This is a genomic window from Streptomyces sp. CBMA29 (assembly GCF_014596445.1).
Taxonomy (GTDB): Bacteria; Actinomycetota; Actinomycetes; order Streptomycetales; family Streptomycetaceae; genus Actinacidiphila.
In genome coordinates this window covers 102,455-120,332 of record NZ_MECL01000196.1, presented here as the reverse complement: position 1 = coordinate 120,332, position 17,878 = coordinate 102,455, and the positions used below count along the sequence as shown (strand labels likewise).

Here is a 17,878-nt window from a genome sequence, read left to right as displayed (position 1 = left end):
CTCGATCCAGGCGGCGCGGGCGGCGCCGCGCAGGGCCCGCCACGCGCTGCCGGTGTCGGTCTCCTCGGCGACGAACGCGGTGACGCCCTCGGCGAGCCAGCCGCGCAGCCGCTCGGGGGTCAGGTCGGTCTCGGGGGCCGCCGAGCGGAAGACGGCCGCGGGGCCGCCGGGCAGCCCGGCCGCCTCCAGGCCCTTGAGGAAGCCGTGTTCACGGTCGGTCGACGCGGGCGCCTCGTCGTCCTCGCGGACGAGCACGATCCGACGGTGGCCGAGCTCCGCGAGCCGCCCGACGACCTCCCGGGTGGCGTTGACGTAGTCGGCACCGACCCAGGGCAGGCCCTCCAGCTCGTCCCTGCGGCCGATGTGGACCACGGGGAAGCCGTCGCCGACCAGGCGGCTCAGCTCCTGCGCGGGCGCGTGCCGGCCGAGGAAGAGACAGCCGTCCGCCAGCCGGACCCGGCTCAGCGCCTCGGGTCCGGCGGCCCCCGCGCCGCCGGAACTGGAGCCGGTGAAGAGCACCAGGTCGTAGCCGCGCGCGGCGGCCTCCTGCTCGACGCCCACCAGGAACGGGTAGTACGAGTGCTGTACGTCGGTGGGGAAGGTCGCGGTGAAGCTGAAGACGCCCAACAGGTCGTTGCGGGCGGCGGCCAGCCTGCGGGCGGCCGGGTCGGGGACGTATCCGAGGCTGCGCGCGGCGTCGAGCACCTTGCGCCGGGTCTCCTCCGAGATCGCGACGCCCTCCCGCTTGCCGCCGAGCACCAGCGAGACCGTGGCCTGCGAGACGCCCGCGAGCCGCGCGACCTCCGCCTGACGCGGCCGTGACGTACGCCCGGTCGGCGAGGGCGCCCGGCCCGGCCGGGACCGCTTCCTGGGTTCGTCCACCTGTGCTCCTCCTTCGTTAATGCGCATTACTAATGCGCATTAACGAGCACTGTGGACCTCGTCGCGCGCGACGTCAAGGGGGTGGACCGCATTTTCCGGCCACCCCCGCCCGCCCCGCCGACCTGTGGTTATCGGCGGAGCGCCGTCACTGGTGGCGGGAAAGCTTGCCCCGCTTGAGCCGCAGCACCTCGTCGGCGGCCGTCGCGACCTGCTGCGAGTGCGTGACGATGACGACGCACTTGCCCTCGTCGTGGGCGAGCCCGCGGAAGACGGCGACGATGTCGGCGGCCGTCTCCTGGTCGAGGCTGCCGGTGGGCTCGTCGGCGAAGAGGATGTCGACCTCGCAGGCGAGGGCGCGCGCGATGGCGACCCGCTGCTGCTGGCCGCCGGACAGGTGGAGCGGCTTGCGGCGCTGCTCGGCGCCGGTGATGCCGAGCAGGTCCAGGAGTTCGGCCGCGCGCCGCTTCCTGCCCCCGGCCCCGGCCCTCACCCCGGTGATGTCCATGGCCGAGGTGATGTTCTGGAGCGCCGTCAGGTAGGTGAGCAGGTTCAGGGACTGGAAGACCGTCGAGACATGCCGGTTGCGGTACGTGCCCAGGCCGAGGTCGGTGATGTCCCGGCCCCGGAAGCGGACGGTGCCAGAGGTCGGTGTGTCCAGGCCGCTGGCCAGCGAGAGCAGCGTGGTCTTGCCGCTGCCGGACGGGCCGACGATCGCGTACACGCGGCCCGCCTCGAAGGAGTGGCTGATCCCCTTCAGGACGGTGCGCCGGGAGCCGCCGGTCCGGTAGGTGTGGACGAGATCGGTCAGTTCGAGGACCGGGGCGGAAGGCGCGGGAGCCGGGGCGGCGGGCGCGGCGGCGGGGGTCGTCATGGTCAGTCGCCCTTCGTGAGGATGTCGCGCGGGTTCAGGCGCAGGATGCGGGCGCCGGGGAAGACGGTGGCCAGTACGGCGATGGCCAGGCCGGTCGCGCCGACCTTCCCGATCTCGCCCGCGCCGAGCCGTACGTCCATCGTGTCGATCGGCTCGATGCCGGAACCGTCGCCGTCGGAGCCGTCCTGGATGGTGTGCAGGCCGCTCGAATCGCTGCGGTCGGGGGTGCGGCCCGCGTCGGCGGCCGAGGCGTTGGCCGAGGACACCTCGCTGGACAGCAGGTGGTCGCCGATCGCCTGCGAGAGCACCTGGCCGCACGCGGCGGCGAGGCCGACGGCGATCACCGCGCAGGCGACGATCTCCGCCAGGTGCTGCCCGAGCAGCCGCGGCTTGCGCTCGCCCATCGAGAGCAGCACGCCGAGTTCCTTGCGCCGCTCGCGCAGCGTCGAGGCGATGACGAGGGCGAGGACGGCGGTGCCCGCGAGGGCGACCAGCCAGACCGTGACCCCGGCGAAGTCGGCGGTCTTGGTGATCGGGCCGACCAGCGTCCGGTACTGCTTGTCGTTCACGCTGACCGGGAAGAGCGTCAGGTCGGCGCCCGCCGCCTTCGCGTCGCTCTTGAGCCTGCCCAGGTCGCCGGGGTCGCGCAGGGTGAAGGTGGCCGACTTGAGCACGCCCTTGCCGTCGCCGGTGCTCTTGCCGAGCAGTGCGCTGGCGCCGTCCGTGGTGACGTAGACCTCGTTCGCGGGGTCGACCATCGCGGGCAGGTACTGGCCGCTGTCCGGGATGCCGCTGCGGTAGATCCCCACGACCGTGAAGCCGATCGGCCGCTCGTCCGGTTTCTGTCCCGGCGGGGGCAGTTCGCCGACCTTGAGTTCGACGCGGTCGCCGACCTTCAGCCGGTTCTCCTTGGCCATACGTTCCTCGACCACGATCTGGTCGCTCGCGCTGCCGGGGCCGATCCCTGTGCCCGACACGATCTTCGAGTCGCCGTTGCGGAATTCGGGGACGGCCCGCAGATCGCGGACACCGGACGCCTTGAAGAAGTCGGTGCCCACGGTGTCGGTGCCGTTCGGCGGCGGCACCGGCTGATAGAGCCGGGCGGAATCGGTGGGGGCGCCGCCCGCGTCCGTCGTGTAGTTGCACCGGGCCACCACGGGGGACGCGCAGATCTTGTCCACGAGATCGCGGTGCAGATCACCGCCGGGCCCGATGACGCCCGGCTGGGCGCCGTTCGACTTCGACCCGCTCCCCGAGTTGATCAGCGCGTCGAGGTCGAGCTGCATGGTCGCCACCACGCCCACCTGCTGCTTCGCACGGTCGGCGGCGCGGGCGGCGGCTGCCTGTATGAGGAATCCGGACAGCACGAGAGTGCAGATGACGAAGAAGATGCCCGTCATCATCGCGGTTTTGCCGAGCTGGACGGACAACCGCCACCAGGCACGTTTCAGGAAATTCATCGTGCGTCGCTTCTCCTGTTCGACGGTCCCTCCACGGCCGGTCTCGCCATGGACGGTCGCCGACGCTAGCCACCAGGGGTTTTGGGCGGTGTTTGAGGAATCGACGCGCTCATACACGGATCGAATACGGCCTCTGGTAGAGCTTTGGCGGAGAGGGGGAGGGCGAGAGGACGGGCCGCGGGAAAAGGCCACAAGAAGCTCACAGGAAAAGGGATTGTCGGACCGTGCGCGTACTGGTGGTCGAGGACGAGGAACACATGGCCCGGATTCTCGGCATCGGGCTGCGCAAAGCGGGGTTCGCCGTCGATGTCGTGTACGACGGAGCGGCGGCGCTGGAACGCCTCGCGGTCCACGACTACGACGCGATGGTCCTGGACCGCGACCTGCCGGGCGTGCACGGGGACGAGGTGTGCAGGCGGCTGCCGGAGCTCGGCACCGGCTGCCGGGTCCTGATGCTCACCGCCGCCGGACGGCTCGGCGACAAGATCGAGGGCCTGGGCCTGGGCGCCGACGACTATCTGGTCAAGCCCTTCGACTTCCCCGAACTCGTCGCCCGGCTGAGGGCGTTGCACCGCCGCAGCCCCATGGCGTACGCGCCCGTGCTCCGCTTCGCCGACGTCACCTTCGACCCGCACCGCCGCCGCGTGACCCGCGCGGGCGAGGAGGTGCGGCTGACCCCGAAGGAGATCACCGTCCTGGAGCTGCTGATGCGGGCGGACGGCGGGGTGCTGAGCGCCGAGTACCTGCTGGAGAAGGGCTGGGACGAGCACGCCGACCCCTTCACCAACGCGGTCCGCCTGGTGATCCACACCCTGCGCCGCAAGCTCGGCGCCCCGCGGCTCGTGCACACCGCGACCGGCGCGGGCTACTACCTCGGCGCCGAATGAGCTGGCCGGGCCGCCGCACCCTCGGCATCCAGGGCCGCCTCTTCGCGGGGTTCGCCAGCGCACTCGCCGTGGCCGCCGCGCTGATGGTCGTGATCATCTACGTCGGCATCCGATACGTGCCCACGTACGAACTCGGCCCCGCGCCCGCCCGCTCGGCCACCGATCTCCCGCGGTCAAGCCAACCCGCTTACCCGTATCCGTATCCGTATCCGACCGCCCAGGGCCCCTCCGCCTCGGCTCGGCCCGAATTCGGATACGCCGAGACGAAGAAGATCCGCACCAAGCAGGACGTGTGGTCGACGGTGCTGACCACGTCCGTCGTCGGGCTGCTGATCGTGATGACGCTCGGGCTCGGCGCCGGATGGCTGGTCTCACGGCGGCTGTTGGCGCCGCTGCACACCATCAGCAGGGCCGCCGCCAGGGCCAGGGACGGCAATCTGCACTACCGGATCAACGCGGAGGGGCCCGCAGACGAACTGCGCCAACTCGCCGACACCTTCGACGACATGCTCGCCCGGCTTGAGGAATCCTTCGCCGCCCACCAGCGGTTCGCCGCCAACGCCTCGCACGAACTGCTCACCCCGCTCGCCACCACCCGGGCCATCCTCCAGGTGGCGGCCAAGGACAGCACCGGGGCCGAACTGGCCGAGCTGACACCGATGTTGACCGAGACCAACGAACGCAACATCGCCGTCGTCCGCGCCCTGCTGGAACTCGCCGGCGCCGAACACGCGCCCTTCGACACGAGCCCGGCCGACCTCGGCGCACTGGCCGGACGCGTCGCCCGCGAGCGCGAGGCGTCGGCCGCCGCGCGCGGGATCACCATCGACCGGGACGCGGAGAGCGGCTGCGCGATCGGCGGCAACTCCGCGCTGCTGGGCCAGCTCATGGCGAATCTGCTGGACAACGCGCTGACGTACAACCACCCCGGCGGCCGGGTGGAGATCGCCGTACACCGCGACGGCGGCGACACCGTCGTGCTGGAGGTCGAGAACACCGGGCCGCGCGTCGACGCGGCGACCGTCGAGCGGCTTTTCGAGCCCTTCTACCGGCCCGCGTCCCGCATCGCCAGCGACCGCTCGGGCCACGGTCTGGGCCTCGCCATCGTGCGATCGATCGCCCTGGCCCACGGGGCCACCGCCGAAGCGGCGGCGAACCCGGACGGCGGCCTCACCGTCCGGGTCACCTTCCCCCCGGCCGCGCGCTGAGCCGAGCACGTACGGGCCGTTACGGCTTGTACGCCACTCCCCCGTACATCGCGACCTGCGAGTCGTCGACCGTGCCCCCGGGCTCCGGGCGCCAGTTGTGGACGAGGGTGACGCCGGGCTCGACCAGGTCGAGACCCGCGAAGAAGGGCAGCACCTCGGCGTGGGTGCGGTTGCGGGCGGGCATGCCGCGCTTGGTGTACTCGGCGACGACACCGCCGATCGGCTTCGGGCTGGAGTCGGTGGTGACCGTGGAGATCGCCAGGTAGCTGCCGGACGGCAGGATGTCCACGTACTGCTCGACCAGGTCGTACGCCTTCTGGTCGTCCATGACGAACTGGAGCACGGCGATGATCGACAGGCCGACGGGCCGGGACATGTCCAGGGTCTCGGCCAGTTCGGCCGAGCCGAGGATCGCCGCCGGGTCCTTCATGTCCGCGTGGATGTAGGCGGTACGGCCCTCGGGCGTGCTGGTCAGCCGGGCGCCCGCGTGGGCCAGCACGATCGGGTCGTTGTCCATGTAGACGACGTGCGCGCCGGGGGTGACGCCCTGCGCGATCTCGTGGAGATTCGGCGAGGTCGGAATGCCGGTGCCGATGTCCAGGAACTGGTCGATGCCCTGCTCGGCCATGAAGCGGACGGCCCGGTGCATGAATTTACGGTTCTCACGCATCGATATCCGCAGGCTGGGCCAGCCGCTCAGCATCTGCTCGGCGGCCTCGCGGTCCAGCGGGTAGTTGTCCTTGCCGCCGAGAATGTAGTCGTACACCCGTGCCGAGTGCGCGACGCTCGTGTCGATCTCGGGCGGCTCGTAGTTCGCAGGCCGCCGCGTCCAGGCCATGTCGTCGGGCATCCGCTGTTCCTCCTGAGTACGCCTGCGTTAAGTAAGTGATGAGCGTCAGGAAACCGCGAGGCCGGCCTGTCCAGCCTCCCAGCCCTGGGAGAAGACGTCGAGTTCGATCTGCGTGAAGATCAGCGCGGGACCTTCCGGATCGGTGGACTGGCGGACCGCGTAACGGCCGTCGGGAAGCCTGCGGACCTCCACGCAACTGCCGCCGTTGCTTCCGCTCCACGGCTTGTGCCAGCCTTCCGCTCCCAGCGTGAGAACAGCGTTGTGTATGCGATTCACTGGCCTAGAGCTCCTTGCGAATGGCACCGAGGAATTCTCCGGTGCGTTGTACTGGCAGGGCATGGGCGCACATACGGTCCAGGGCTTCCTGGAAGGTCGTGACATCGTCGTACTCGTCGAGATAGACGGCGCCGACGAGATTCTCGACATAGACGATGTCGGAGATCTCCTCGTGCGGGAATCGGAAGATGTGGAACGACCCGTACATGCCCTCGTGCGCGCAGATGCCGAAAGGCATCACCTGAAGCTTGATGTTCGGCTGTTCGGCCGCTTCGATGAGGCGGTCGATCTGGGCCCGCATGATCTCGGCGGGCACCATGGGACGGCGGAACACGGTCTCGTCCATGACCACCCACAATTCGGGCGGATTCGCGGAGGTGAGCAGGTGCTGCCGCTGCCTGCGGACGGCGACCCGGCGTTCGACCTCCTGGTCGACCTTCTCCTCGGCGTCGTGGACGCCGGCCCGCAGCACGGTCAGCGCGTATTCCTCGGTCTGGAGCAGGCCGGGGATGTAGTGGGGTTCGTAGGCCCGGATGAGGCTGGCCTCTTCCTCCAGGCTGACGTATCCGCTGAACCAGGCGGGCAGGGCGTCCCGGTAGCGGTGCCACCAGCCGGGCTGGTTGGCCTCGCGGACGAGGGCGAGGAAGGTCCTGGCCTCGTCGCCGGGGACGCCGTACTCCTCCAGCAGCGTCTTGACGTAGGGGAGCTTCCACTTGCCCTTGGCCAGCTCCATGCGTCGGATCGTCAGAGGAGCCACGTCGAGGACGACGGCGGCGTCCTCGAACGACTTCCCGGCGGCGACCCGCAGGTCGCGCAATCGTCTGCCGAGCACCATCAGCCGGACGGTCGAGCCGCCCGACGACTGCGCAGCGGTCACGCCCCGGCTCCTCTCACCGAGTCCATGGGAGAAGTGTGCCACCCCCTCGGTGATATCCACACCTCGATTGCCTTCTCGGTGAAATTATCAAGATTAACCTTGCCCACTGAGCGCGCCGGGGCGCATAGTGGCCAGGTGACCACGTTCACGCACACGCGATGGAGAGGAATCTCCGCTGTGGGTTCACCTACCACCGATACCGTGAGTTCCCGGCTGACTACTCCCGGCATTGGCTCCGCTTCCCGTACGCCCCGGCCTCGTGCCGACGGCTGCACTTTCGAACTGCTGGCATGCGGCGCGTCGGTTTCCGAGGCCCGGCGCCGTGCGCGCGCATATCTGACCGCGCGCGGATGCGGCCTGGACGCCTGCGATACGGCGGCTCTGTTGGTGAGTGAACTCGTCACCAATGCCGTGCGTCATACGACGAGCCCGACCGTCATCTGTTCCGTCCGGCGCGACGGCGTACGGGTCCGTATCGAGGTCGAGGACCACGGAAACGTCGGCGAGGGCCCGGTCATGCGCGACAGCGGCACCCACGAGGTCAACGGCCGCGGGCTGCTGCTGGTGGACGCGGTGTGCGACGAGTGGGAAGTGGCCCCGGGCCGCGACGGCGTCGGCCGGATCGTGCGCGCGGTGTTCCGCGACGAGACGGCCTGAGGGCCTGACGGGCTGGCGGCCTGACGACCCGACGGGCTCACGGGCTGGCGGGCTCACGGGCATTCGCGGCCACGAAGGAGCTCTGCCGGGGTCTGCTACGCTGATCCAGCGACGTGCCCCTGTCCCAGCGTGATGATCCGGTCACTTTCCGGTCCCGGATCAGCGGCGGACAAGCGGTACGGAGCACCCGAGATCCTGTGCGAGAATTGTCCCGCACAAGCTTGGTCCTGTGGAGCAGTTTGGAGTGCTCGCCACCCTGTCAAGGTGGAGGCCGCGGGTTCAAATCCCGTCAGGACCGCTGCGGCTGGGTAGCTCAGTTGGTACGAGCGACCGCCTGAAAAGCGGTAGGTCGCCGGTTCGACCCCGGCCCCAGCCACCGCACGACGTAGGCCCCGTCTCCGGACGGGGCCTACGTCGTTCCCGTGCGCCATGCGCCCCACCGTCACCGTGCGTACCGCCGCGGGGAAATGCGTTCGCCGCGCGCCCGCCGCAGATGCGATCCTGGACCGCGTATGTCTACCCAACCCACCTCCGCTGATCTCGCCGCACGGCTGCCGTCGCTGACTTTGCGCGACGAGCAGCGGCTCGGCCGCCGACTCGACGGCGCCCGCCGCATCCGCAAGCCGGAGGCGCGGGCCTCGGTGCTGGCCGAGATCGCCGCCGAGATGGACAAGGGCGAGGCGCGGCTGGCGGCCCGCCGGGCCGCCGTGCCGGGGATCAGCTATCCCGAGGCGCTGCCGGTCAGTCAGAGGAAGGACGACATCCTGGCGGCGATCCGCGACCACCAGGTGGTGATCGTCGCGGGCGAGACGGGCTCGGGCAAGACGACGCAGATCCCGAAGATCTGTCTGGAGCTGGGCCGCGGGGTGCGCGGCCTGATCGGCCACACCCAGCCGCGCCGGATCGCGGCCCGTACCGTCGCCGAGCGCGTGGCGGAGGAGCTGGCGACACCGCTCGGGCAGGCGGTCGGCTGGAAGGTCCGCTTCACCGACCAGGTCGGCGACTCCACGCTGGTCAAGCTGATGACCGACGGCATCATGCTCGCCGAGATCCAGACCGACCGCGAGCTGCGCGCGTACGACACGATCATCATCGACGAGGCGCACGAGCGCAGCCTCAACATCGACTTCATCCTCGGCTACCTGGCCCAACTCCTGCCGCGCCGCCCGGACCTGAAGGTGATCATCACCTCGGCGACGATCGACCCGCAGCGCTTCTCCCGGCATTTCGGCGACGCGCCGGTGGTCGAGGTCAGCGGGCGTACGTATCCGGTGGAGGTCCGCTACCGGCCGTTGCTTGAGGAGGACAGCGAGGAGTCAGACCGCGACCAGATCACCGCGATCTGCGACGCGGTCGACGAACTCCAGGCCGAGGGTCCCGGCGACATCCTGGTCTTCCTCTCCGGCGAGCGCGAGATCCGCGACACCGCGGACGCCCTGACCAAGAAGAACCTCCGCTCGACCGAGGTGCTGCCGCTGTACGCGCGGCTGTCGTCGGCCGAGCAGCACCGCGTCTTCCAGCAGCACAGCGGGCGGCGAGTGGTCCTGGCCACGAACGTCGCCGAGACGTCGCTGACCGTCCCCGGCATCCGCTATGTGATCGACCCCGGCACCGCCAGGATCTCCCGCTACAGCCACCGCACCAAGGTGCAGCGGCTGCCGATCGAGCGGATCAGCCAGGCCAGCGCGAACCAGCGCAAGGGCCGCTGCGGCCGTACCTCGGACGGCGTCTGCATCCGGCTGTACGACGAGGACGACTTCCTGTCCCGGCCGGAGTTCACCGACGCCGAGATCCTGCGGACCAACCTGGCCTCGGTCATCCTCCAGATGACGGCGGCCGGGCTCGGCGACATCGCGCGCTTCCCCTTCATCGACCCGCCGGACAGCCGGAACATCAAGGACGGTGTCCAACTCCTCGAAGAGCTGGGCGCGTTGGACCCCAAGGAGAAGGACCCGCGCAAGCGGCTGACCCCGCTGGGCCGCAAGCTCTCGCAGCTCCCGGTGGACCCCCGGCTCGCCCGTATGGTGCTGGAGGCCGACCGCAACGGGTGCGCGCGCGAGGTCATGGTGATCGCGGCGGCGCTGTCCATCCAGGACCCGCGCGAACGCCCCGCGGACAAGCAGACGCAGGCCGACCAGAGCCACGCCCGCTTCCGCGACGAGACCAGCGACTTCCTGTCCTTCCTCGCCCTGTGGAGCTACGTCCGCGACCGGCAGAAGGACCTGTCCTCGTCTGCCTTCCGCCGCATGTGCCGCAGCGAATACCTCAACTACCTGCGCATCCGCGAGTGGCAGGACATCTACAGCCAGCTCCGTACGGTCGCGAAGTCGATGGGCATCACGGTCACCGAGCCCACGTCCGAGGAGGACGCGGCCGATCCGGTACGGGTCCACCAGTCGCTGCTGGCGGGGCTGTTGTCGCACCTGGGGCTCAAAGACACGGACAAGAACGAGTATCTGGGCGCGCGCAGCGCCAAATTCGCCGTCTTCCCCGGCTCGGCGCTGTTCAAGAAGCCGCCGCGCTGGATCATGTCGGCCGAGTTGGTGGAGACCTCCCGGCTGTGGGCGCGGGTCAACGCGCGGATCGAGCCGGAGTGGGTGGAGCCGCTGGCCCAGCACCTGGTCAAGCGCACCTACAGCGAGCCGCATTGGGAGAAGGACCAGGCGGCGGTGATGGCGTACGAGCGCGTCACCCTCTACGGCGTCCCGCTGGTCGCCCAGCGCAAGGTCACCTACGGCCGGATCGACCCCGAGGTCTCCCGCGAGCTGTTCATCCGCAACGCGCTGGTCGAGGGCGACTGGCGCACCCACCACCAGTTCTTCCACGACAACCGCAAACTGCTGGGCGAGGTCGAGGAGTTGGAGCACCGCGCCCGGCGCCGCGACATCCTCGTGGACGACGAGACGCTGTTCGACTTCTACGACGCACGGCTGCCAGAAGACGTCGTGTCCGGCGCTCACTTCGACTCCTGGTGGAAGCAGAAGCGGCGCGAAGAGCCGGAGTTGCTGAATTTCGAGCACTCCATGCTGATCAACGAGAACGCGGAGGCCGTCACCAAGGACGACTACCCGGACTCCTGGCGGCAGGGCGCGCTCACATTCCGCGTGACGTACCAGTTCGAGCCGGGCGCCGACGCCGACGGCGTCACCGTCCACATCCCGCTCCAGGTCCTCAACCAGGTCTCGGCCGACGGCTTCGACTGGCAGATCCCGGGCCTGCGCGAGGAGGTCGTCACCGAGCTGATCCGCTCGCTGCCCAAGGCGATCCGCCGCCATTACGTACCCGCGCCGAACTACGCCAAGCGCTTCCTGAACACGGCGGTCGCCGGGCCCGACCCCCTGCCGTCCGTGCTGGCGCGGGAGTTGCAGAAGATGGTCGGGGTGCCGGTCACCGGGGAGGACTTCGACCTCGGCAAGGTGCCCGAGCATCTGAAGATCACCTTCCGCGTGGTGGACGAGCGACGCCGCAAGCTCGCCGAGGACAAGGACCTCGACGCGCTGCGGCTGCGGCTGAAGCCGAAGACGCGGGAGGCGATCACCAAGGCATTCGAGTCGGCCTCCGACCCCGCGCTCGCCTCGGTCCAGCAGCGCACCGGGCTCACCGACTGGACGATCGGCGCGCTGCCGCGCACCTTCGAGGCACGGCGCGCGGGCCAGCCCGTCAAGGCGTTCCCCGCGCTCGTCGACGAGGGCGCCACCGTGGCCGTACGGCTCTTCGACACCGAGCCGGAGCAGGCCGCGGCGATGTGGCGGGGCACCCGGCGGCTGATCCTGCTCAACGTGCCGGTGAACCCGGCCAAATTCGCCGCCGACAAGCTGTCCAACCAGCAGAAGCTGGCGCTCTCGCGCAATCCGCACGGCAGCGTGCAGGCGCTCTTCGAGGACTGCGCGACCGCCGCCGCCGACCGGCTGATCGCCGACCACGGCGGGCCCGCGTGGGACGAGGAGTCCTTCCGCAAGCTGTACGACGCGGTCCGCGCCGATCTGGTCGAGCTGACCTCGCGCAGCGTCCAGCGGGTCCAGCAGGTGCTGGCCGCCTGGCAGTCCTGCGAGCGGCGCCTGAAGGACACCACGAGCCTCGCGCTGGTCGCCAACCTCCAGGACGTACGGGAGCAGCTCGCGGGCCTCGTGCACGCCGGTTTCGTGACCGACGCGGGGCTCAAGCGGCTGCCCGACCTGATGCGGTATCTGGTCGGCGTCGACCGCCGCCTCCAGCAGATGCCGACGGGGGTCCAGCGGGACACCACGCGGATGGAGAAGGTCCGGGAGATCCAGGCCGAGTACGGCGAGCTGCTGGCCGCGCAGTCGGCCGGGCGGCCGGTGCCGGCCGCGGTGCGGGACATCCGCTGGATGATCGAGGAGCTGCGCGTCAGCTACTTCGCGCACGCGCTGGGCACGGCGTTCCCGGTGTCCGACAAACGCGTCTTCAAGGCCCTCGACGACGCCTGGGCCTGACCGCCGCCTGCCTCCGGCAACGAGTTCGACCCCACCCCCTGACCTGCTGTACAGTCTGTCTCGCAGCCGAGCCCAACAGGCTGTGACACCAGGTCCTGTGGAGCAGTTTGGAGTGCTCGCCACCCTGTCAAGGTGGAGGCCGCGGGTTCAAATCCCGTCAGGACCGCCGTACCGTCTGCCATAAGACCCGCACCCACTTCAAGGTGCGGGTCTTTTCGCTGTGCCCGAGCCTTCGCCCACTGCGGCTCCTCATGTGGTCGGAGGAGGGCCACTGGCGCCGACGCGGAGAGCGCCCTCGGTCTACTCGCCCCGCGCCGCGGGGAGTTCATTAGCGTACGGGGATCAAGATCCACAAGTGCCCGGAGTGTGACGGGAGTCACGGAAACCTGTTTCGGGAGTGGGGAACTCGACGCCCTCCGGAAGGCTCTCGATTTAATATGTGCAATTGCACCTCCCTGGGGACGACTCCGGCGCTAGCACGCAACCGCCCCCAGGACCCCACAGACCACGCCCCTGGCGCGCACGGAACGCCCACAAACCGCCCGCGCGGCCCCACATGACCCCGCGGCGGCCCGGGGCCGCCCCAGGCCGCCGCGGGCACGAAAAAGACCGCATCGGACCCGGCGGAGTCCGATGCGGTCTTGGTGAAGCTGGGTGGAGCTGGGTGGAGCTGGTAGAGCTCGTAGCTCCCTCCGGCGTCCCTGATGGGGGCAGGTGGCCTTCGGGTCGGGCGACATATGGGGTGGGGGCCCCGTTAGCCGCCCAAAGGGCTGTCAGGCCTCGCTGCGCTGCTGCGGAATGCCCGCCAACAGCGCGCGGACCTCCGCCTCGCGGTAGCGGCGGTGCCCGCCGAGCGTGCGGATGGATGTGAGCTTGCCGGCCTTTGCCCAGCGCGTGACCGTCTTCGGGTCGACGCGGAACATGGTGGCGACCTCAGCAGGGGTGAGCAACGGCTCGGCATCAGGGGTGCGAGCGGTCATGAGCGGCCTCCTCGAGAGAACCGAACCAACGCGGTTCTTTCCTCTAAATTCTGCACCTTGACCCACGTTGCCCGAAATGGCAGACGTGGGCCGAGTCGGTAATAGGACGAACGGCTTGTCCTCGGCACTACAACTACACCATCCGTCCAGCCTCGTCGGCCAAACCGATGGAATTGCCCTCTCAGGTGTTCAAGCTCGGCGGAAGCCGATGGACCGTGTCATAGCGGACAGTCACACCAACGTGACGATCAGTCACAACCTGATCATCTGCCCCATCCCCACCTTCGAAACGCGTCCGAGGAGGACCCGATGTCCCATTTTGACACGAGACATGGTGATGCAGGCAAGAGTCCGCTTACGTGCTCTCCGTCACGCTTGGGCCATTACCGCCGCTCTCGATGCCAAAAGGCAAGCTGAGAGGCGGAAGAGACACAACGAGACAACAGGGGACCCACGAACCCTGCGCCGAAGATCACACCGGGGCGGCGGCCGTGACCCCCGTCACGCCCCGGCTGCCCTCAACTGGAGAACTGAAGCTCCCTGACCGCCCGCCACCGGTCGGTCAGCCGCTCGTACGCCACCCCGGCCGCCGCCGAGTCCCCGGCCCGCAGCGCGGCGAGCCCCTCGGCCACATCGGCCGCCGAGCGGTCCTCCGCGAGCGTGTCCTGGCCCATCACGTGCACCAGGCCGCCGTAGTCCAGCTCGACCAGCGAGCGCGGGTGGAACTCCTCCAGCCAGCGCCCCACATCGATCAGCCCGTCGATCAACGGGCCCTCGTCCAGGGCGTCCTTGAGCACCCGCAGCGCCCGCGCGACCCGCCGCCTGGCCTGGACCATGGGCGTGCGGTACCGCAGCAGCGGCTCCTTCGACTCCCCCGCGCCCGACGGCTCGTACTCCCGCTCGTCGTCCCCGACCAGGGCGAACCAGCGCACCGGCACGTGCCAGGTGGCCGAGCGGATCCACGGCCGGGCGTCCGGATTCCGCTCCCGCCAGCTCTCGTGGTCGGCGGCGGCCTGGAGGCGTACGACCGGCGGCAGCATCGCGTCGAGCACCGGCTCGGGCAGCAGCTCCCCCACGTTCTCCAGGGCGAGCCAGCCGCGCAGCCGGGTGCGCCAGGGGCAGATGTGGGTGACGCCGGAGACCACGGCCACGAAGGCGTCCCCGCTCTCGTGCACCGGCACGGCCACCGGGGGCACCGGCAGGAGGTCGGCCAGCGACTGCCGTAGCTCGTCCTGAGCGGTACGCGTCAGCCCGGCCGACGCATACCGGTACCAGTGGGTGCGTTCGGGCTCTGGAAAGGCCGCCAGGGGCTCGTAGACCCGCAAATAGGCCGCGTAGGGGACCACTACCGGTGAACCGCCCACACCCGCTCCCTCGCCACGGCCTTGATGTTTCGATCGTCCCACGCGACCCCCCGCCCCGGAGGTGATCCCGGCCACTGTGAAGAACCGTCGCGGGATCACCGGAACCCACACATGAACGCGGTCCCATGATCGCCCGCCCAGGGCCTACCCTTCTGCATATCCGGCCTCCCGCCACCCGCACGGGGAGCCGGAGGCCAGCAAGGCCAACCGGGTTCGCCCGGAAAAACTGGACTATGGGAGTCACCACCGTGACCGACGTACGACAGACCGACCACTCCTCGTCAGTCGAGTCGACCGGCTCCACCGCGTCGACCGTCCTCGCCAGACTGTTCCGATCGGAACAGGGCGGGCACGAGCAGGTCGTCCTGTGCCAGGACCGCGCATCCGGCCTCAAGGCCGTCATCGCGCTCCACTCGACCGCCCTGGGCCCGGCCCTCGGCGGCACCCGCTTCCACGCCTACGCCTCCGACGAGGAGGCCGTCGAGGACGCGCTCAACCTCGCCCGCGGCATGTCGTACAAGAACGCGCTCGCCGGGCTCGACCACGGCGGCGGCAAGGCCGTCGTCATCGGCGACCCCGACACGCTCAAGACCGAGGAACTGCTGCTCGCCTACGGCCGGTTCGTGGCCTCGCTCGGCGGCCGGTACGTCACCGCGTGCGACGTCGGCACGTATGTCGCGGACATGGACGTCGTGGCCCGCGAGAACCGCTGGACGACCGGCCGCTCGCCGGAGAACGGCGGCGCCGGCGACTCCTCCGTGCTCACCGCCTTCGGTGTCTTCCAGGGCATGCGCGCCGCCGCGCGGACCCAGTGGGGCGAGCCGACGCTGCGCGGGTGCCGGGTCGGCGTGGCCGGGGTCGGCAAGGTCGGCCACCACCTCGTGGAGCACCTGCTGGAGGACGGCGCCGAGGTCGTGATCACCGATGTCCGCGCGGACGCCGTCGACCGGATCACCGCCCGTCACCCGCGGGTCACCTCGGTGAGCGACGCGCAGGTGCTGGTGCGCACCCCGCTCGACGTGTACGCGCCCTGCGCGCTCGGCGGCGCGCTGGACGACGCGACGGTCGCCGCGCTGACCGCCACGGTGGTCTGCGGCGCGGCCAACAACCAGCTCGCCCACCCCGGCGTCGAGAAGGACCTCGCCGACCGCGGCATCCTCTACGCGCCGGACTACGTGGTGAACGCCGGTGGCGTGATCCAGGTCGCGGACGAACTGCACGGTTTCGACTTCGACCGCGCGAAGACCAAGGCCACGAAGATCTACGACACGACTCTGGCCATTTTCGACCGGGCCAGGACCGACGGCGTCCCCCCGGCCGTGGCCGCGGACCGGCTCGCGGAACAGCGGATCGCGGACCGTACACCGGCATCGGAATGGCTGCGTCCGGAGGGGCCCGCGTGACCGACAGCACGGCCCGATAGCAAGTTCGCGCTAGAAGAAGGTAAAATCGGCCCTGACCAGGCAGAACAGGGCCGTGAACGACCCCTGTTCCGACGCGTGTCGTGCGGGCGACGTACCGTGCGGCGTCGGAAGCAGGTACCGTTGTGGGCCTACGGACCGGTCTCTCTCCGGGGAGGCCGCTCCGAATCATGAACGCGTGTCAAGACTCGGGGCCGCTGAGCCCCGCCGTTAAGGGGGTCGAGCCATGGGGCGCGGCCGGGCCAAGGCCAAGCAGACGAAGGTCGCCCGCCAGCTGAAGTACAACAGCGGCGGCACGGATCTCTCACGTCTGGCCGACGAGCTGGGCGCATCGTCACCGCTTCCGGTCAATCCGGAACCTGTCGAGGACGATGACGACGAGGATGACGACCCGTACGCACAGTACGCGGATCGCTACAACGACGACGGGGACGAGGACGACGGGTCCGAGTCATCCCCCCAGCGCCGTCACGCTTGACTCCTGTCACACGTAGACGCACATCACCGCATGTCACGTCGGCCCGGTCCGGGGTCCCGCCCCGGACCGGGTTTCGTCGTCGGCTCGTCGGCGCTGAGGACCCCACCGTTCTACCGCGCGTAGTCGCCGGTCAGTTCGACGGCCGTCGCGCCGCTTTCGCGTGCCGTGATCTCGCCGCTCACCCAGGCCCCGACGCCCCGGTCGGCGAGGGTCGCGAGCGCGACGTCCACGGACTCCTGCGGCAGGACGGCGATCATGCCGACGCCCATGTTCAGCGTCTTCTCCAGCTCCAGGCGCTCGACCCCGCCCAGCTCCCCGACCAGTCCGAAGACCGGCGCGGGCTCCCACGTCGAGCGGTCGACGGTGGCCCGCAGGTGGTCGGGGACGACACGCGCCAGGTTGTTGGCGAGCCCGCCGCCGGTGATGTGCGAGAAGGCGTGCACCTCGGTGGTACGGGTCAGCGCCAGGCAGTCCAGCGAGTAGATCTTCGTCGGCTCCAGCAGCTCCTCGCCGAGCGTGCGGCCGAACTCCGGCACCTGCCGGTCCAGCGACCAGCCCGCCCGGTCGAACAGCACGTGCCGGACCAGGCTGTAGCCGTTGGAGTGCAGTCCCGACGACTCGATGGCGACGACCGCGTCACCGGGCCGGATCAGGTCCGCGCCCAGCACCTGGTCGGCCTCGACCACTCCGGTGCCCGCGCCCGCCACGTCGAAGTCGTCCGCGGCCAGCAGCCCCGGGTGCTCGGCGGTCTCGCCGCCGACCAGCGCGCAGCCCGCGAGCACACAGCCCTCGGCGATGCCCTTGACGATGGCCGCGACCCGCTCGGGGTGGACCTTGCCGACGCAGATGTAGTCGGTCATGAAGAGCGGTTCCGCGCCGCACACCACGAGGTCGTCCACGACCATGCCGACCAGGTCGTGGCCGATCGTGTCGTAGACGCCCATCCGGCGGGCGATGTCCACCTTGGTGCCGACGCCGTCGGTCGCGGAGGCGAGCAGCGGGCGCTCGTACCGCTTGAGCGCGGAGGCGTCGAAGAGCCCGGCGAAGCCGCCGAGCCCGCCGACCACCTCGGGGCGGGTGGCCTTGCGGACCCACTCCTTCATCAGGTGGACGGCACGGTCGCCGGCCTCGATGTCGACGCCCGCGGAGGCGTAGCTGGCACCGGAGAAGTCAGCGCCGGTGGAGGCGGCGCCGGTTGACTCAGACATAGCTG

Annotated in this window: 15 protein-coding genes and 3 tRNA genes; 9 read left to right on the top strand and 9 right to left on the bottom strand. The window is 70.0% G+C overall.

Annotated features, from left to right (window positions below; translation table 11 throughout):
- The 3 genes from BGM09_RS26370 to BGM09_RS26360 all read right to left on the bottom strand — a co-directional run.
- Positions 1 to 882 (bottom strand): LacI family DNA-binding transcriptional regulator (locus tag BGM09_RS26370; protein WP_317452902.1); only part of this gene is annotated, 882 nt, incomplete at its 3' end.
- 145 nt (positions 883 to 1,027) lie between these two features.
- The gene (locus BGM09_RS26365; RefSeq protein WP_188284187.1) at positions 1,028 to 1,753 is read right to left on the bottom strand and encodes an ABC transporter ATP-binding protein; all 726 of its coding nucleotides are present in this window, start codon (positions 1,751 to 1,753) and stop codon (positions 1,028 to 1,030) included.
- Between the two features lie 2 nt (positions 1,754 to 1,755).
- The gene (locus BGM09_RS26360) at positions 1,756 to 3,213 is read right to left on the bottom strand and encodes an ABC transporter permease (protein WP_188284186.1); all 1,458 of its coding nucleotides are present in this window, start codon (positions 3,211 to 3,213) and stop codon (positions 1,756 to 1,758) included.
- A gap of 224 nt (positions 3,214 to 3,437) precedes the next feature.
- Here BGM09_RS26360 and BGM09_RS26355 point away from each other — a divergent pair, with 224 nt between their 5' ends.
- Together BGM09_RS26355 and BGM09_RS26350 are read left to right on the top strand one after the other, a co-directional pair.
- On the top strand, positions 3,438 to 4,100 hold the full coding sequence (locus BGM09_RS26355; protein ID WP_188284185.1) for a response regulator transcription factor: 663 nt from the start codon (positions 3,438 to 3,440) through the stop codon (positions 4,098 to 4,100).
- Complete coding sequence (locus tag BGM09_RS26350) at positions 4,097 to 5,308, top strand: ATP-binding protein (protein WP_188284184.1); 1,212 nt, start codon at positions 4,097 to 4,099, stop codon at positions 5,306 to 5,308. The genes BGM09_RS26355 and BGM09_RS26350 overlap by 4 nt, the downstream gene beginning before the upstream one ends.
- Before the next feature lie 19 nt (positions 5,309 to 5,327).
- On the opposite strand, the gene BGM09_RS26345 is transcribed toward BGM09_RS26350, so the two are convergent.
- Genes BGM09_RS26345 through BGM09_RS26335 form a run of 3 tightly spaced genes read right to left on the bottom strand, consistent with a single transcriptional unit; the run spans position 5,328 to position 7,311 of the window.
- A complete protein-coding gene (locus BGM09_RS26345) occupies positions 5,328 to 6,158 on the bottom strand; it encodes an SAM-dependent methyltransferase (protein ID WP_223187610.1) in 831 nt (276 codons plus the stop codon).
- A 45-nt stretch (positions 6,159 to 6,203) separates the two neighbouring features.
- Positions 6,204 to 6,434, bottom strand: coding sequence for a DUF397 domain-containing protein (locus BGM09_RS26340; RefSeq protein WP_317452901.1), 231 nt, complete (start codon positions 6,432 to 6,434; stop codon positions 6,204 to 6,206).
- Between the two features lie 4 nt (positions 6,435 to 6,438).
- Complete coding sequence (locus tag BGM09_RS26335) at positions 6,439 to 7,311, bottom strand: helix-turn-helix domain-containing protein (protein ID WP_188284182.1); 873 nt, start codon at positions 7,309 to 7,311, stop codon at positions 6,439 to 6,441.
- A gap of 24 nt (positions 7,312 to 7,335) precedes the next feature.
- On the opposite strand from BGM09_RS26335, the gene BGM09_RS26330 reads away from it, so the two are divergent.
- The 5 genes from BGM09_RS26330 (at position 7,336) to BGM09_RS26310 (ending at position 12,588) form a co-directional block, all read left to right on the top strand.
- Entirely contained in the window at positions 7,336 to 7,968 is a 633-nt protein-coding gene (locus tag BGM09_RS26330; RefSeq protein ID WP_223187609.1) for an ATP-binding protein, read from the top strand.
- A gap of 223 nt (positions 7,969 to 8,191) precedes the next feature.
- Positions 8,192 to 8,266, top strand: a tRNA-Asp gene (locus BGM09_RS26325).
- A gap of 4 nt (positions 8,267 to 8,270) precedes the next feature.
- Positions 8,271 to 8,344 (top strand) — tRNA-Phe (locus BGM09_RS26320).
- Positions 8,345 to 8,480: 136 nt separating this feature from the next.
- Positions 8,481 to 12,422, top strand: a complete 3,942-nt coding sequence (gene hrpA, locus BGM09_RS26315; RefSeq protein WP_188284180.1) for an ATP-dependent RNA helicase HrpA — start codon at positions 8,481 to 8,483, stop codon at positions 12,420 to 12,422.
- A 91-nt stretch (positions 12,423 to 12,513) separates the two neighbouring features.
- Positions 12,514 to 12,588: transfer RNA gene (locus BGM09_RS26310), tRNA-Asp, on the top strand.
- A 607-nt stretch (positions 12,589 to 13,195) separates the two neighbouring features.
- Here the strand turns inward: BGM09_RS26310 and bldC are convergent.
- Positions 13,196 to 13,402, bottom strand: a complete 207-nt coding sequence (gene bldC, locus BGM09_RS26305) for a developmental transcriptional regulator BldC (RefSeq protein WP_003949541.1) — start codon at positions 13,400 to 13,402, stop codon at positions 13,196 to 13,198.
- Between the two features lie 518 nt (positions 13,403 to 13,920).
- Entirely contained in the window at positions 13,921 to 14,766 is an 846-nt protein-coding gene (locus BGM09_RS26300) for a hypothetical protein (protein WP_188284179.1), read from the bottom strand.
- Positions 14,767 to 15,014: 248 nt separating this feature from the next.
- Between BGM09_RS26300 and BGM09_RS26295 the strand changes: the two genes are divergently transcribed.
- Positions 15,015 to 16,169 (top strand): Leu/Phe/Val dehydrogenase, encoded by a 1,155-nt coding sequence (locus BGM09_RS26295; RefSeq protein WP_411158372.1) that lies wholly within the window; start codon positions 15,015 to 15,017, stop codon positions 16,167 to 16,169.
- A 244-nt stretch (positions 16,170 to 16,413) separates the two neighbouring features.
- Complete coding sequence (locus tag BGM09_RS26290; protein ID WP_188284177.1) at positions 16,414 to 16,665, top strand: DUF3073 domain-containing protein; 252 nt, start codon at positions 16,414 to 16,416, stop codon at positions 16,663 to 16,665.
- Positions 16,666 to 16,775: 110 nt separating this feature from the next.
- Here BGM09_RS26290 and purM read toward each other — a convergent pair whose 3' ends face one another.
- Entirely contained in the window at positions 16,776 to 17,873 is a 1,098-nt protein-coding gene (purM, locus tag BGM09_RS26285) for a phosphoribosylformylglycinamidine cyclo-ligase (protein WP_188284176.1), read from the bottom strand.
- Positions 17,874 to 17,878 lie beyond the last annotated feature (5 nt).

Excerpts from the sequence above, each read along its gene's own strand:
- BGM09_RS26290 (WP_188284177.1), top strand. The coding sequence starts at position 16,414 with ATGGGGCGCGGCCGGGCCAAGGCCAAGCAGACGAAGGTCGCCCGCCAG.
- bldC (WP_003949541.1), bottom strand. The coding sequence starts at position 13,402 with ATGACCGCTCGCACCCCTGATGCCGAGCCGTTGCTCACCCCTGCTGAG.
- BGM09_RS26360 (WP_188284186.1), bottom strand. The coding sequence starts at position 3,213 with ATGAATTTCCTGAAACGTGCCTGGTGGCGGTTGTCCGTCCAGCTCGGC.
- BGM09_RS26350 (WP_188284184.1), top strand. The coding sequence starts at position 4,097 with ATGAGCTGGCCGGGCCGCCGCACCCTCGGCATCCAGGGCCGCCTCTTC.
- BGM09_RS26330 (WP_223187609.1), top strand. The coding sequence starts at position 7,336 with ATGGGAGAAGTGTGCCACCCCCTCGGTGATATCCACACCTCGATTGCC.
- BGM09_RS26365 (WP_188284187.1), bottom strand. The coding sequence starts at position 1,753 with ATGACGACCCCCGCCGCCGCGCCCGCCGCCCCGGCTCCCGCGCCTTCC.
- hrpA (WP_188284180.1), top strand. The coding sequence starts at position 8,481 with ATGTCTACCCAACCCACCTCCGCTGATCTCGCCGCACGGCTGCCGTCG.
- BGM09_RS26345 (WP_223187610.1), bottom strand. The coding sequence starts at position 6,158 with ATGCCCGACGACATGGCCTGGACGCGGCGGCCTGCGAACTACGAGCCG.
- purM (WP_188284176.1), bottom strand. The coding sequence starts at position 17,873 with ATGTCTGAGTCAACCGGCGCCGCCTCCACCGGCGCTGACTTCTCCGGT.